This window comes from Spirosoma radiotolerans (assembly GCF_000974425.1).
Taxonomy (GTDB): Bacteria; Bacteroidota; Bacteroidia; order Cytophagales; family Spirosomataceae; genus Spirosoma; species Spirosoma radiotolerans.
Map to the genome: position 1 here is coordinate 3,623,141 of NZ_CP010429.1, position 13,234 is coordinate 3,636,374.

Genomic DNA, 13,234 nt, shown 5'->3' on the forward strand with positions numbered 1-13,234 from the left:
AGCTACTTGACAACCAGACCGCTTTGCAATATTTTTTCGATATCGCCTGGGCTATCTACGCTTGGCGTCTGGTAAGTCGTAGCGACAAGTTTGATGCGGTAACCCGCTTCCAGCCAGCGTAGTTGCTCCAGTGACTCAACCCGTTCGAGGGGCGAAGGGGGCAGTTGGGTGATCTGTTCAAGCACATCCGCCCGATACGCATACAGCCCAACATGGCGATGGTACGCATGCTGCTCATGCCAGCGATCAGGCTCTACGCCCCACAAATACGGAACGGCCGACCGGCTGAAATACAGCGCTTCGTTTTGCTCATTGATAACGATCTTCGCTTCCTTCGGATCGTGCAACATCGCGGCCGAATCGACCGTTGCCATCTGCGTTGCCAGTTCGATGGTACCGTCCAGAACAGACGCTAATTCATCAATCTGAGCGGGGTCGATAAAGGGTTCGTCGCCCTGAATATTCAGAATATAATCCGATGGGCTTCCCGTGATCAACCCATCCGCTTTCAGCCGATCATAAGCCTCCCAACAGCGGTCGGTGCCACTGGGGTGATCGGTGCGGGTCATAACGGCTTCGAAACCGATCCGGCGCACCGCTTCGGCAATACGCTCATCATCTGTAGCGACGACAACTTTCGCCAACGATGTCGCCTGATTAGCCTGTTCGAGCACCCGCTGAATCATGCTTTTTCCACCAATGTCGGCCAGGGGTTTGCCAAGGAAACGAGAGGAGCCGTAACGAGCAGGAATTATTCCGATAATCATAGGTAATAGAAGTTGAAAGGCAAAGTAGCTTAGGAAGGCAACCGGAAGTTTACGGCGATTGTTAAGGTCGAATCGATACGCTGACCGACTTCGGGTGCTGATTTAGACGAATTCAATACGTTTGCGCTCCGGGCCACTGACGCCAACTGTCCAGTAGCTTGATTCAACCGCCTGCCGTTGCTGGTAATACTGGTCATACACAGGCTTGTAGCGCAGCCGCTCAGCCATGACCGTATCGAACAGACCCAGCAGACCCAGCATCAGTTCACACCCTTCCCGTACGGCAAACTGGCCGCTTTGGCTACCAGTCACGTAGTCGACGAGACCGTTCTGGACGACGTAATTCGTAAAGAGTGGATTGGCATTCCGACGCACCATGATCCGGACGCCGGCCACTTCGGCAACGGACAAATCGAGGGCGTCATCGAAGAAAAAAGCAACCTCATGCGGTTGAAGGTTGTGTTCCGCCAGAAAATGGGCCAGTACATCGATCTTGTGCTTGGCCTGCGAATAACAGGCATGAAAATGTTCCCGACGCACGAGCGCATCCGCCAGCCCATTTGTTACACCGGTTATGACCGCTGCGGCTGGCAGTTTTCCCCCATGGTGTAGCCAGAAGCCAAAACGCAGCAGATTGGTACCCATCGAATCCACCTCACTGAATGAGCTACTGCCCGCTTCCGTTTTGATGCCATCGTTGAACACGCCATCCCAGTCGAACACAATGGCCCGGACGGCTTTCAGCTTTTCGGTCAGTATATGAACCGGGGTTACAAATTGACCGCCCAGCGCGGTGAAGGTTTGTTGGATATCAGTCATTTATTGTGGTGTCGGGTTCTCAAACCCGACACGCTCGCGTCAGCAATTGTGTCGGGTTTGAGAACCCGACACCACCTACATCATACATCATTTACGCTAGTTCCGGCAGTGTATTGCGGTATTTTACTTCTACCGCGTGGAGTTCGATGAGGGGCTTCATGAACTCTTCCAGGTAGCGGATATCGAGTTGGCTGGCCGCGTCGCAAAGCGCTTCCGACGGGCAGGTATGCGACTCGATAAATAAACCATCTACACCCGAGGCAACACCAGCGCGGGCCAGTACGGGTAAGTACTCACGAGCGCCCCCTTTGGCATCGGCCGACGGGATACCGTATTTCCGAATGGCATGGGTTACGTCGAACACAACCGGGTAATTGGTACGGGCCATGTGGTAGAAACTACGCGGATCGACCACCAGATCGTTGTATCCGAAGGTAAAACCCCGCTCGGTTAGGATGATCTGTTCATTGCCCGAATCTTCGATTTTCTTGACCGGGTGTTTCATGTTTTCCGGTGCCAAAAACTGGCCGTGCTTCACGTTGACAACCCGGCCTGTTTGAGCGGCTGCTACCACCAGCATGGTTTGCATACAGAGGTAAGCCGGAATTTGCAGCACATCGACGACTTCGGCCGCTGGCGCACACTGATCCGGGTAATGAACGTCGGTGAGGAGCGGAAAGCCAAACTGCTCTTTCACCTTCGCCAGGATTTTAATGCCTTTGTCGAGGCCCGGTCCATTGTAATAGTTCAGGCTGGAGCGGTTATCTTTCTGAAACGATGATTTATAAATGATTTTGATGCCAAGCCGCTCCTGAATTTCACGAAGCTGCTCCGCCACACTCATCATAATTTTTTCGTCCTCAATAACACACGGTCCCGAGATGAGAAACAATTCATCAGACCCACATTCGATGTCGCCAACGCGAACAATTTTCTGAGACATATTTTTTTTTGATTAATGAATTGTGACACAGCGATACACAGAGCTTTTTCTCTTTATTATTTCTGCGTATCTCTGTGTCATAACTTATTCATTTACAGCCGTCGGAATAAATCCTTCAGCACGTCGATGGTGATCACCTCCTGCCAGTTATCGCCGATGGCGTGCAGCCACATATGCGGCAGGTTATAGGAGACATGGGCCATTTGGGTAATAGTGTCATCGCTCCAGTCCTTCGATAAGCCCTGCGGCAAATCAATCTGGTGATACGCCACCATCTCCTTGAACTCGGCAACGCCTTCCGGATAATAGTCGGCCAGGTGATTCATGATCAGACAATTGGCATAACAATGCCGGGTTCCCAGAATCTTGGACAACCCATAGCTGAGCGCATGACACACACCAACCTCAGAATAAGTCAGACTCAGGCCACCCATCATGGACGCCACCATGAGTTTATCGTCATTTTCGGGCGTCTGGCCTGAGTTAGGTCCCAGATAGACCTCCCGGCAAAGCTTCATCGACTGTTCGGCGTAGGCGTGTGAATACGCATTATTCATGCGGCCATTCTCCGATTCGATGCAGTGGATGTACGTATCCATACCCGTATAAAACCACCAGTTGCGCGGCACGCTGGCAATCAATTCGGGATCGAGTACAATCTGGTTGAAAACGGTCCATTCGCACTTGAGCCCCAGTTTTTTTACTGGGCCGGTCAGGACGGCCGTCATGGACACTTCAGCGCCCGTACCCGAAATAGTGGGCACACCAACGTGGTAAATACCCGGCTTTTTGATCAGGTTCAGCCCCTGATAAAGCGTCGAAGACCCTTCGTTCGTGAGCATCAACGACAGCGCTTTGGCAATATCCATAATGCTGCCGCCCCCAATGCCAACGACACCCGATGGCAGCCCTTTTTTGGCCAGAATCTCATCGCGCAACTGGTCAATCTGATCCGTGGTGGGCTCGTGTTCTTCAACACTGATGTAATAGGTCAAGTCCTCGGCATGAACCGGAACCTGGCCCTCCAGGGCTTTACCTTTGAAGTAATTATCGACCAGGAAAACGAAGTAGCCTTCATTCTCGACCCGGTGCGGAGCCAGGATTTCGTCGAGTTGCGAGAAGCTTCCCCGTCCGAAAACCGTTTTCTCGACGCCCTTAAAATTCTTATGCGTGGTTTGTGTTGGTGTAACTACCATAGTATCGTCAAGCCATACTGGCTAAAAAAAATTACGCTTCTACCAGAGTTGCTTTGCGGATAGCCGCTTCGATATTGGTGGCCAGAGCGGCTACTTCGTCCGATGTCCAGGTGGCCCGGATACCGAAAGAAATCAGTCGACCGATAGTTGCCTGTGCATTTGGAATAGCGAGGTTGTTGTAGTCCTGTGGCGCACCGAATTTTTCAATCGGCAGGGCAGCTGCGGTCCGCATTTGTTTGATATGATCCCACTGATTGATGAAGTGGTACATGTTGGTGAACCAGTAGTTGAAGCCCCCAATTCCAGCCGCATTCATCTCAGCCACAACCCGTTGCGCCGTATCAGTATCGGGCATCAGCAGATTCAGGAATGTAGCGGAATCGCCGTTTTCGTCGGGAATACGGGCAAATGATACGCCCGGCACTTGCCCCAACGCGGCCATTAACTGACGTTTGTGGGCATTGTTGTTTCTGATAATTTCGGGCACCCGGCGCGTCTGAACCAGACCAACAGCCGCGTGCAGCTCGCTGATCCGGTAGTTGAAACCAAGAACCGGGTGCTGCTCCATACCCCGGTTGCTACCGATGTGGTCGTGGCCGTGATCGGAATAGGAATCGGCATGTTTATAAGCGACTTCATCGTTGGTAACCATGATGCCCCCCTCGCCAGCCGTTGCGATTTTGAAGAAATCGAACGAATAAGCGCCCGTTTTACCCCAAAGTCCGGTCGAAACGCCTTTGTAGCTGGCTCCCATTGCCTGTCCGGCATCTTCAACCAGTACCAGATTGTGCTCATTAACGACGTCCATAATGGCATCCATATCAGCCATTTGGCCACACATATGGACCAGGCAAATGGCTTTCGTTTTAGGCGTGATGGCCTTACGAATGCCGTCGGCACTCAGGCAAATGGTTTCGTCGATGTCGGCGAAGACGGGCAACGCCCCCACCATGAGTACCGCTTCGACGGTGGCAATGTAGGTGAAAGGAGGCACGATTACCTCGTCGCCGGCACCGATGCCGGCTGCAGCCAGGGCGCACAGAACGGCGGTCGACCCACTCGATACGGCATGTGCATACTTGGCCCCAACGAGTTTGGCAACCTCGGCCTCAAATTCGCGCGCTTTGTAGATATTATTGCGTTGTGCTTCGTGATTATACCGAAACAGGATGCCGGTCTCGAGCACATCGTTAATTTCTGTGCGCTCAGCGGCTCCGAAAAATTCCATTCCTGGCATGACGTAATCCGTTTAGAGGGTCGCTTCAGAAAGTTGATTTACCTGGCGACCAGTTATCTGCAAAAGTACGGGTTTTCACCCGAGAACGAATACATGGATTTTCGGGAAACGCCTATTCGTTAATAAGGTATCCGTTTTCCCAAAGCGACCCACTCCTCAAAAACCGTGTTGGCTTCATCGCGAAGAAGCTGATGCATAGGAATATGGCGCTCCGCTCGGGGTTTGTCGATTTCCTCGTAGATAAACTGATCGTCGAAACCGGCATCAGCGGCATCGGAGTGAAAGGCCGCATAGACAATCCGGCTGGGACGCGCCCAGTAAATAGCGCCCAGACACATCGGACAAGGCTCGCAGGAGGCATAGAGTGTACAACCATCCAGTTGAAAGGTGCCGAGATTCTGGCAGGCATCCCGAATGGCAACGACCTCCGCATGGGCGGTCGGGTCATTGGTCGAGGTAACTTTGTTGCACCCTTTCCCCACGATCACACCATCGCGCACAATGACAGAACCAAAGGGTCCACCTTGTCCACTTGTCATGCCTTCGCGGGCCAGTTGAATGGCCTCGCGCAGAAAAAAATCATCCTGATTCGTCATTATATACGATTAAATAGAAACAGTTACCTGTTGAATTGTGTCCATATAGTGTGTAACGGCCGATTGGGCTGTTCTATTTTTAAGCAATGATGCTGGTGCCAGGGCATCGCGGAGTTCTTCGTAAAGATGCATGGCTTCAGTTAAACTCGACAGAAGAGCCTCCCGATCAGGGGTCGCTATGGTTTTCCGGAGCCGGTCTACATCAACCGCGTTGAATGCCGTTTCGGCCCGGCGCACTCCTCTTGGCAAACCGCCGTTTTTCAGGTGTAACAACGGTCCCAGCACCATAGTACGCACGAATGCCAGAAAATCAGCGGCTTCAAAAAACTCACCCCGCCCCACTTTCAGGGCGGCATAATGCATCCAGATCCAGAATCGATCTTCCGTTGCCTGGAAATCGATGGGCGGGTACTGCGCTGTCGATTGCTGGATAATGGTCGTCAGCAGTTGATCCCGCTCCCACAATACAACTGGATTTTCCACGCGCTCGTAAAACTCGACCGGGGTTAGAAACTTGATATCCACATGCAGCAAGGGCGACTCATACAAGGCAATCAGCAACCGGGGCTCCCCGACATGATCACCCCGAAAGGAAGCCAACAATGTTCCGAACCGGGCCGCATAATCGCGCATGTGGCCAACATCAGGCGCTAGCTGTCGGGTAGTAATGAGCACCAGATCAAGGTCCGAATAAGCATCGATCTCGCCCGTTATCCACGAGCCGCCTGCGGCTAATCCAATCGCTTCGGAGTCTTGCTGACAGATCTGAATAGCCTTGTCGATAAATGATTGAAACGGTTGTAGATGAGACGGCATACGCAGTTGAGATTAGTAAATTAGTATGGAACGACCGCGTATTTCGATTAGTTCAACAACACTTACCGGATGGGCAGCACAACCCCCAGTCCGTTCGGGCTGGAGGAGAGCAACAGCCGTTCCTGTTTATCGCCCCTACTCTTGAAGATAAAGTAGTTGACCAGATCGAAAGCCAATAAAAATCCGCCCTGGGCCATAATGGACGTCCCATAACCGCGCAATTGATCGGCCTTGGCGGGATGAGGCTCGGCCCGCTCCCGCAAATACGCGCCACCGATCACATAAGCTACGTCCAACCCGGCATTGATCAGCAAAACCTGCTTCATGTTTTCGTGCTGCCTGACGGCATCCGCCAGCGTTTCAGCATCAGCCCTCTTTTTGCGTGAACCCAGCAAGCCAGCCCCGGCGATACCCAGATTAACCAGATTCCAATACACATTCATCTTGTAAAAATACTTGGTTTCACCGGCTGTCTGCCCAACTGCGACAGCCCCAACCGCAATGTTGGCCAGGGCAAAGCTACCGAGCGTCAGCCCTAGGGTTTTCTGATGACGGATCCGTTGCTCAGTAAACTCGCGCAATTCGGCGGAAGGGGTCACGCGCTGCCCTATCACCGCACTGCCCAGCAGCACAGAACCAGCCGTTAAAAAGAATTTTCGGAAGGATGTCATAAACGCTGATTTTGGGTATAAACAGCCTGTATGGATCGATGTTTATAAGCCCAGAAGGGCCTTTGTGGCGGGGTCATTCACGTTGGCCAGTTCCCGGATGTCTGGCACCGTCAGTATCTGCACATCATGTTGTTGCAGGGCCTGACGCGGTGAGTATTGTTCAGCGATCATTGCCTGCTTCAGAACCGGGTGAAAGGCTGGCTCATAAATACCCAGCAATGGCTCCGGAAACTGACCGTCCGAATCATAAAAAACGGTAGCCAGTTTCGCCAGATTTCTTCCCCGAAGCAGCGCGTCGAGCGAGCGAGTGGTTAGCAGCGGCATATCGCAGGCCACCACGAGCCAGGCCGCAGCGCTATCGTGGGTAAACGCCGATAGAATACCATTGAGCGGCCCTGGAAAGTCGAACAAATCGATAATAAGCGGCTGGTCAGTTGTTGGTAGTTCAACGGCCTGTTCTGTATTGACTGACCAGAAAACGGCCTCGCAATAGGGCGCCAGCAACTCGGTTAGGTGTTCCCGCTGGGGTTTTCCGTGGTAAATCAGTTGCGACTTATCACGCCCCATGCGGGTGCTGCGCCCGCCCGTCAGGATCAGGCCGTTTAGCTTAGGCGCGCCGAAAGTCCCGTTTTCCACCCGTCTTTTCCATTAATTTCGTTTCCCGGATAATGATGTCGTGCGACAGGGCTTTGCACATGTCGTAAATCGTCAGTGCTGCCACCGATGCGCCCACCAGCGCTTCCATCTCCACACCGGTTTTTCCTTCGGTCGACACCAGACAGTCGATAATCGCGTCGGTTCCTTCTGTCGTGATGGTAATCTGACAGCTATCTAAACCAAGTGAATGGCAGAGTGGAATCAGGTCGTCGGTACGTTTGGCGGCCATGGTTCCGGCAATGATTGCCGTCTGGAACACAGGGCCTTTCTTTGTGGCAATGTCGTTACCGGTCTGTGATGGAGCTAGATGTTGCATAATATCGGGACCAAGGGCGACAATGCTTTGGGCGCGGGCCATTCGACGCGTCACTGTCTTGGCGCCTACATCGACCATGGCCGGATTACCGTCTGCGTTGAGATGAGAAAGTACGTTCATTTCAGAAAATGATGAATGATGACCGGGTAGCCGGTGCCATGATAAAAAACACCGATTGCCAACCCATTTTTAAAAGTTTAAACAGCTTTAATGAATAGCTTGCGGCTCCTGACCCAAAATTCATCATTTATAATTTATCATTCATCATTTACGTCATGCTTACCGTTACCGACGCTTTCGCCCTCACTCAACAGCATAGATTAAACCTGCCGACCGAAACGGTTTCCCTTGCCGATGCTGCGGGCCGGGTACTTCGCGAAGGAGTTCGTGCCGACCGGGACTTTCCGCCCTTTAACCGGGTGGCCATGGATGGCATCGCCATTCGATTTGCCGACTATGCGGCCGGGCAACGCACATTCCGTATTGAGGGAACGCAACTCGCTGGTCAACCGCAGCAAACGCTGAGCGAAGCCGATACCTGTCTGGAAATTATGACTGGGGCCATGCTACCGATTGGTGCCGACACGATAATTCGGTATGAGGACGTAAGCATTGCCAATTCGCAGGCGACCATTGCGATTGAAGATGTGCAGTTGGGGCAACACATTCACCCACAGGCAACTGACCGGCGGGCGGACGATGAACTTTTGTCGAGCGGCATGCGGCTTGGCCCGTCAGAACTGGCCGTAGCCGCTTCAGTTGGGCAAACCACATTGACCGTAACGGCCTTACCGCGTGTGGCGCTCATCTCGACGGGCGATGAACTGGTCGACGTTAGCGTCACACCCCTGCCCTACCAGATTCGCCGATCGAACACCTACATGCTCCGAACGGCCCTGGCAACGCTGGGTATTGCCGCCACGCTGCACCACATCATCGACGATGAGGCTGTTCTGAAAGACCAGCTAAAAACCCTGCTTGCCGACAATGATGTGCTGATTTTAAGCGGGGGTGTTTCGGCTGGTAAAGCTGACTTTGTGCCCTCTGTGCTCGCCCAGTTGGGTGTACAGAAACTTTTCCATAAAATTGAGCAGCGCCCCGGCAAACCGCTCTGGTTCGGAACGACTGCAGCACAGGATGGGAACACCTTGGCTGGAGAGCCAAAAACGGTCTTTGCGTTACCCGGCAATCCGGTTTCTACGGTGCTCTGCGCCTATCGGTACGTACTGCCCTATTTGCGAACATCGCTCGGACTGCCGTTGTCGCCCGCGCGGTATGCGCAACTGGCTACGCCGGTCGTGTTCAAACCCGCCATTACGTACTTCCTGCCCGTTCATCTGACCTCCGAACCCGACGGCCGTATGCTGGCGCACCCTTTACCCGGCTCTGGCTCAGCCGACTTCGCTAATTTACTGGCGGCCGATGCCTTTATGGAACTCCCTGCCGAACGCTCGGAGTTTGAGGCTGGCGAAGCCTTTCGGGTATGGCCGACGCGCAGCTAATGGGCAGATTATTCGATTGATTTTGGTTTATTTTTCTGATCAACGACAAGCCCTTCACTGGGCTTCCATTTATCGTACTCCATATAAAAAGCCGTTTGCCGGGCGACATCAATTCCTTTAAGCCGGGCAACCACGTGCAGGGCTCCGTCGATACCGGCGGATACGCCTGCGGTTGTAATGACTTGCCCATTGTCGACGAAACGGGTATTTCGTAAAATTTTGGCATTGGGCGTCGCCTTTTGTAATGGCTCGATGTAACTGTGAAAGGTAGTCGCCTGCTTGCCGTCCAGAAGCCCCGCTTTTGCCAGCAGCCCGGCTCCCGTGCAAACGGACAGCATTATTTCGGCGTGTTCAGCGGAGCTTTTTATCCAGTTGATCAGTGGTTTATTGTCAATAAATGGGCCCGTTTGCCCACCAGGTAACACAACAATATCGGGCGCTGGGCAATCGGCCAGGCTGTAGTTCGGTATAATCCTGATGAACCCCTGGCTAATGATGGGCTCTTTAGTGAGCGAAACGGTATACACGTTGAATCCCTCCGTTGACGCGAAAACCTCGCTTGGGCCTGAGAAATCCAATACCTCAACGCCATTATGAATAAAGATGGCTACATTCCGCTTCTTCGCTTTTGGCTGACGATCAGCAGCCGAGTTCATTAGCGCAACACTGCGTTTGATAAGTGGCATGCCACAATGTTGACAAACGCCGGGCCCGTTATGACGTTCCAGATCGCATGCGTTGCCGCAAGGTTCACAATAGTAAGCCATCAAGTCTGGTTTTAGGCCTGTTTTCTGAGCATACATTGGGGTAAAAAAAGCTACCCATAAACCGATGGCGATAAGGCAGCGTACGGCAGACATGGTTGAGTTCATAGAGATGGTTTCCAGAAAGGAACTGATTATTTTATAGTTAAAACAGAATCCGATTTTTTCCAGATTCGGCGGAGCTGGCGGGCATCCCGAAAGCCGCATTTGGCGGCAATAGCCTCCATCGTCATGCCGGGATTGTGGAGCAGCGTATGGGCCAATTCGAGCCGCAGCAGGGTTGTGTAGGCATTGATCGTGGTGCCGGTTTCCTTCCGAAAGGTACGCGTCAGGTTTCGGGTACTCATGCCGACAATGTCGGCTAGCTCTTCCAGACTTGCGTTGGCTTCCAGATTGGTAATCAGCCAGTCCTGCATGCGGTGAATGGCCACATTCATGTGGTTGCGGTAATCCAGATACACACTTTTCTGCGAATGACCTTCGCCCCGGCGAAAATAAACGACTAATTCGCGGGCTATCTTGGTGGCGAATAAAGGCCCCTGGTGCTCCTCAACGATGGCCAACGCCAGATCAATACCGGCAGTAACGCCCGCGCTGGTATAAATGCCCGTATCTTTGGTGAACAGTTTATCGTGCTGAACCACTAAGCGGGGATATGTAGTCTGTAGCTCCTCGATCCGTTTCCAGTGCGTCGTACATTTTCGGCCATCAAGCAGACCCGCCTGCGCCAGTATAAAAGCACCGGTACAAACAGAGCATAAATTAACGCCTTTTTTGTGCTGTTGCCGGAGCCAGTCAAAAAAATCCGTTTCCTGTTTAAACGCACTTGACCGAAGATAAGCCATGTCCATACCAGGCAAAAAAATAGAATCGCCGGGCTGGGCTTCTATGTCGGCAAACGAGGCCATAGCCCCGAAATTCAGCCCTGCTGAGCTGGTAACGGGTATTCCCAGCGAGCAATATGCCAGCCGATATGGCGCTCCGTACTCGGCAGCTTCATAAAAAACCTGAACCGGCCCCGTTAGATCGAGGACATGTACAGACGGTGGCACAACAAAAATCACTTGCGAAGTAGGAGACATCGACCCGTTTCGTTAGGCTGTAAAAGTACAGGGTTATTTCATCTTCCAAGAGCCAACCAGCGGACATTTTGAGCCATCCCGTCCATAACCGTCCGAAACGTTCCTGACCGCATTACCAGCGAAAATCGTATCTTTGCGATTGATTAACCGCATATGAACGCCACTTTCGCCAACAACCTGTTCCGCCAGAGTATTCAGGACTATCACCTGACCGACAACGTCGATACCCCTGCCAACAACCCGTTTCCGGCTGATGATATTGCCTTCCTGCTGTACCAGAAAAACTGGATCGATACGGTTCAATGGCACCTTGAAGACATCATCCGCAGCCCGACGATTCGCCCGGATGAACTGGTTGCGGTTAAGCGCCGGATTGACCAGTCGAACCAGGACCGGACCGATACCGTTGAACAGATGGACGGTTGGTTTTTTGAGCAGTTTCGGGACATAACGGCCAAACCAACCGCCCGGCTAAATTCGGAAACACCCGCCTGGCTCCTCGACAGGATGTCGATTTTACAGCTCAAAGTTTACCACTTTCAGGAACAGGTCGACCGCCCGTCGGTATCGGATGAACACCGCCAAAAAGCGCAGCAAAAACTAACCGTTCTGCTTGAACAGGAACAGGATCTGGCTCGCTGCTTCGATGAGCTGCTGGACGATATTCGTAACGGTGACCGCTACATGAAGGTGTATCGGCAAATGAAAATGTACAATGACCCCACGCTGAATCCGGTTCTCTACAGCGAGGCAAAATAAGCTTTGGGGTTGTTCCTCATACCTTCCCTACGTGTATGAAGCATGTGCTTCTTCTTCGGTTCTCGGCGATGGGCGATGTGGCCCTGCTGGCACCCGTTGTAAAGGCGTTTACGCAGCGTTACCCGACTACCCAAATCACCCTGGTGACACGGGCTAGGTTTGCCGTATTTTTTGAGCAGTTTCCAAACGTTCGAGTTGTCGGCGCCGATTTCGACGGTCCCCACAAGGGCCTCATGGGCCTGATTCGCCTATCTAATGAATTACGCCAACTGGCCTCGTTCGATGTTGTGCTGGATGCCCACCAAAACATGCGCTCGGCGGTGCTGAAAAGCCTGTTTCGACTCGTGGGCGTTCCGTCGTTTACGATCGATAAGGGGCGGGCAGAAAAAAGGGCCTTAACCCGAAAGACGAATAAAATTCGGCGTCAATTACCGCACAGTGTGGACCGGTACGCCCGCGTATTTGAGGAAGCTGGCCTGGCTCTTCAACCCGCGAAACCCTTCCAATTTCCACCCTTCAAAACGGCCGAAGCTGAACTTGATGCGTTTCTGAACAACCTGTCAATCACCAGTCATGCACCCTGGCTCGGCATTGCACCTTTTGCGCAGCACACGCAAAAAATGTGGCCCTTCGAGCGCTTCGCCCCGTTGCTGGAACAGTTGTACGTGAATTCTGCGCTCACAGTTTTTCTGTTTGGCGGGGGCGCACATGAAATTGCTCAACTTGAGACTCTACAACAACGATTCCCGCAGGCTATTCTGGTTGCCGGAAAACTTTCCATGGCTGCTGAACTGTTACTCATTAGCCGACTGAGCGGGATGCTGTGCATGGATTCGGGAAACATGCACCTTGCCGCCCTGAGTGGGGTGCCGGTGCTGTCCATTTGGGGCGCTACGCATCCCGATGCTGGTTTTGGACCGTGGGGTCAAAGCGCTGAAGCTATCCTGCAGATTTCACCGGATGTGCTTACCTGCCGGCCCTGCTCCGTCTTTGGCAACAAACCCTGCTGGCGGGGCGACCTGGCCTGCCTGAACGACATTTCAGTGGAAGCTGTCTCGGATAGAGTAAAGCAAATGCTGCGCTAAAAAATGTAAACTATGGATACCTAA

The 13,234-nt window shown here is 52.7% G+C and carries 15 protein-coding genes; 3 read left to right on the forward strand and 12 right to left on the reverse strand.

What is annotated here, in order from left to right; genetic code table 11:
* Positions 1-2 precede the first annotated feature (2 nt).
* The 10 genes from kdsB to moaC form a co-directional block, all read right to left on the reverse strand.
* Positions 3-767, reverse strand: coding sequence for a 3-deoxy-manno-octulosonate cytidylyltransferase (gene kdsB / locus SD10_RS14780; protein ID WP_046574668.1), 765 nt, complete (start codon positions 765-767; stop codon positions 3-5).
* 102 nt (positions 768-869) lie between these two features.
* The gene (locus SD10_RS14785) at positions 870-1,586 is read right to left on the reverse strand and encodes a phosphatase (RefSeq protein ID WP_046574669.1); all 717 of its coding nucleotides are present in this window, start codon (positions 1,584-1,586) and stop codon (positions 870-872) included.
* 91 nt (positions 1,587-1,677) lie between these two features.
* The gene (kdsA, locus tag SD10_RS14790) at positions 1,678-2,529 is read right to left on the reverse strand and encodes a 3-deoxy-8-phosphooctulonate synthase (protein WP_046574670.1); all 852 of its coding nucleotides are present in this window, start codon (positions 2,527-2,529) and stop codon (positions 1,678-1,680) included.
* 92 nt (positions 2,530-2,621) lie between these two features.
* Positions 2,622-3,725 carry an iron-containing alcohol dehydrogenase family protein gene (locus SD10_RS14795; protein WP_046574671.1) on the reverse strand — a complete coding sequence of 368 codons (1,104 nt, stop codon included), beginning with the start codon at positions 3,723-3,725 and terminating at the stop codon, positions 2,622-2,624.
* 31 nt (positions 3,726-3,756) lie between these two features.
* Positions 3,757-4,962, reverse strand: a complete 1,206-nt coding sequence (locus SD10_RS14800) for a DegT/DnrJ/EryC1/StrS family aminotransferase (protein ID WP_227698978.1) — start codon at positions 4,960-4,962, stop codon at positions 3,757-3,759.
* 119 nt (positions 4,963-5,081) lie between these two features.
* Entirely contained in the window at positions 5,082-5,558 is a 477-nt protein-coding gene (locus SD10_RS14805; RefSeq protein ID WP_046574674.1) for a nucleoside deaminase, read from the reverse strand.
* A 9-nt stretch (positions 5,559-5,567) separates the two neighbouring features.
* Positions 5,568-6,374 carry an aminoglycoside 6-adenylyltransferase gene (locus SD10_RS14810; RefSeq protein ID WP_046574676.1) on the reverse strand — a complete coding sequence of 269 codons (807 nt, stop codon included), beginning with the start codon at positions 6,372-6,374 and terminating at the stop codon, positions 5,568-5,570.
* A 62-nt stretch (positions 6,375-6,436) separates the two neighbouring features.
* Positions 6,437-7,045 carry a DUF6992 family protein gene (locus tag SD10_RS14815; RefSeq protein WP_046574678.1) on the reverse strand — a complete coding sequence of 203 codons (609 nt, stop codon included), beginning with the start codon at positions 7,043-7,045 and terminating at the stop codon, positions 6,437-6,439.
* Positions 7,046-7,087: 42 nt separating this feature from the next.
* The gene (mobA, locus tag SD10_RS14820; protein WP_227698979.1) at positions 7,088-7,681 is read right to left on the reverse strand and encodes a molybdenum cofactor guanylyltransferase; all 594 of its coding nucleotides are present in this window, start codon (positions 7,679-7,681) and stop codon (positions 7,088-7,090) included.
* A complete protein-coding gene (gene moaC, locus SD10_RS14825; RefSeq protein WP_046574682.1) occupies positions 7,653-8,138 on the reverse strand; it encodes a cyclic pyranopterin monophosphate synthase MoaC in 486 nt (161 codons plus the stop codon). Before moaC ends, mobA begins: the two co-directional genes overlap by 29 nt.
* Before the next feature lie 155 nt (positions 8,139-8,293).
* Here moaC and SD10_RS14830 point away from each other — a divergent pair, with 155 nt between their 5' ends.
* Positions 8,294-9,520: a molybdopterin molybdotransferase MoeA gene (locus tag SD10_RS14830; RefSeq protein ID WP_046574684.1), complete on the forward strand. Its 1,227-nt coding sequence runs from the start codon at positions 8,294-8,296 to the stop codon at positions 9,518-9,520.
* 8 nt (positions 9,521-9,528) lie between these two features.
* On the opposite strand, the gene SD10_RS14835 is transcribed toward SD10_RS14830, so the two are convergent.
* A complete protein-coding gene (locus tag SD10_RS14835) occupies positions 9,529-10,206 on the reverse strand; it encodes a DJ-1/PfpI family protein (protein ID WP_227698980.1) in 678 nt (225 codons plus the stop codon).
* Between the two features lie 212 nt (positions 10,207-10,418).
* Entirely contained in the window at positions 10,419-11,366 is a 948-nt protein-coding gene (locus tag SD10_RS14840) for a GlxA family transcriptional regulator (RefSeq protein WP_046574687.1), read from the reverse strand.
* Between the two features lie 153 nt (positions 11,367-11,519).
* On the opposite strand from SD10_RS14840, the gene SD10_RS14845 reads away from it, so the two are divergent.
* Both SD10_RS14845 and SD10_RS14850 read left to right on the forward strand, forming a co-directional pair.
* Positions 11,520-12,125 carry a DUF4254 domain-containing protein gene (locus SD10_RS14845; RefSeq protein WP_046574689.1) on the forward strand — a complete coding sequence of 202 codons (606 nt, stop codon included), beginning with the start codon at positions 11,520-11,522 and terminating at the stop codon, positions 12,123-12,125.
* A gap of 35 nt (positions 12,126-12,160) precedes the next feature.
* Positions 12,161-13,210, forward strand: a complete 1,050-nt coding sequence (locus SD10_RS14850) for a glycosyltransferase family 9 protein (RefSeq protein ID WP_046574691.1) — start codon at positions 12,161-12,163, stop codon at positions 13,208-13,210.
* Positions 13,211-13,234 lie beyond the last annotated feature (24 nt).

Excerpts from the sequence above, each read along its gene's own strand:
- kdsB (WP_046574668.1), bottom strand. The coding sequence starts at position 767 with ATGATTATCGGAATAATTCCTGCTCGTTACGGCTCCTCTCGTTTCCTT.
- SD10_RS14785 (WP_046574669.1), bottom strand. The coding sequence starts at position 1,586 with ATGACTGATATCCAACAAACCTTCACCGCGCTGGGCGGTCAATTTGTA.
- kdsA (WP_046574670.1), bottom strand. The coding sequence starts at position 2,529 with ATGTCTCAGAAAATTGTTCGCGTTGGCGACATCGAATGTGGGTCTGAT.
- SD10_RS14795 (WP_046574671.1), bottom strand. The coding sequence starts at position 3,725 with ATGGTAGTTACACCAACACAAACCACGCATAAGAATTTTAAGGGCGTC.
- SD10_RS14800 (WP_227698978.1), bottom strand. The coding sequence starts at position 4,962 with ATGCCAGGAATGGAATTTTTCGGAGCCGCTGAGCGCACAGAAATTAAC.
- SD10_RS14805 (WP_046574674.1), bottom strand. The coding sequence starts at position 5,558 with ATGACGAATCAGGATGATTTTTTTCTGCGCGAGGCCATTCAACTGGCC.
- SD10_RS14810 (WP_046574676.1), bottom strand. The coding sequence starts at position 6,374 with ATGCCGTCTCATCTACAACCGTTTCAATCATTTATCGACAAGGCTATT.
- SD10_RS14815 (WP_046574678.1), bottom strand. The coding sequence starts at position 7,045 with ATGACATCCTTCCGAAAATTCTTTTTAACGGCTGGTTCTGTGCTGCTG.
- moaC (WP_046574682.1), bottom strand. The coding sequence starts at position 8,138 with ATGAACGTACTTTCTCATCTCAACGCAGACGGTAATCCGGCCATGGTC.
- SD10_RS14830 (WP_046574684.1), top strand. The coding sequence starts at position 8,294 with ATGCTTACCGTTACCGACGCTTTCGCCCTCACTCAACAGCATAGATTA.
- SD10_RS14835 (WP_227698980.1), bottom strand. The coding sequence starts at position 10,206 with ATGCCACTTATCAAACGCAGTGTTGCGCTAATGAACTCGGCTGCTGAT.
- SD10_RS14840 (WP_046574687.1), bottom strand. The coding sequence starts at position 11,366 with ATGTCTCCTACTTCGCAAGTGATTTTTGTTGTGCCACCGTCTGTACAT.
- SD10_RS14845 (WP_046574689.1), top strand. The coding sequence starts at position 11,520 with ATGAACGCCACTTTCGCCAACAACCTGTTCCGCCAGAGTATTCAGGAC.
- SD10_RS14850 (WP_046574691.1), top strand. The coding sequence starts at position 12,161 with ATGAAGCATGTGCTTCTTCTTCGGTTCTCGGCGATGGGCGATGTGGCC.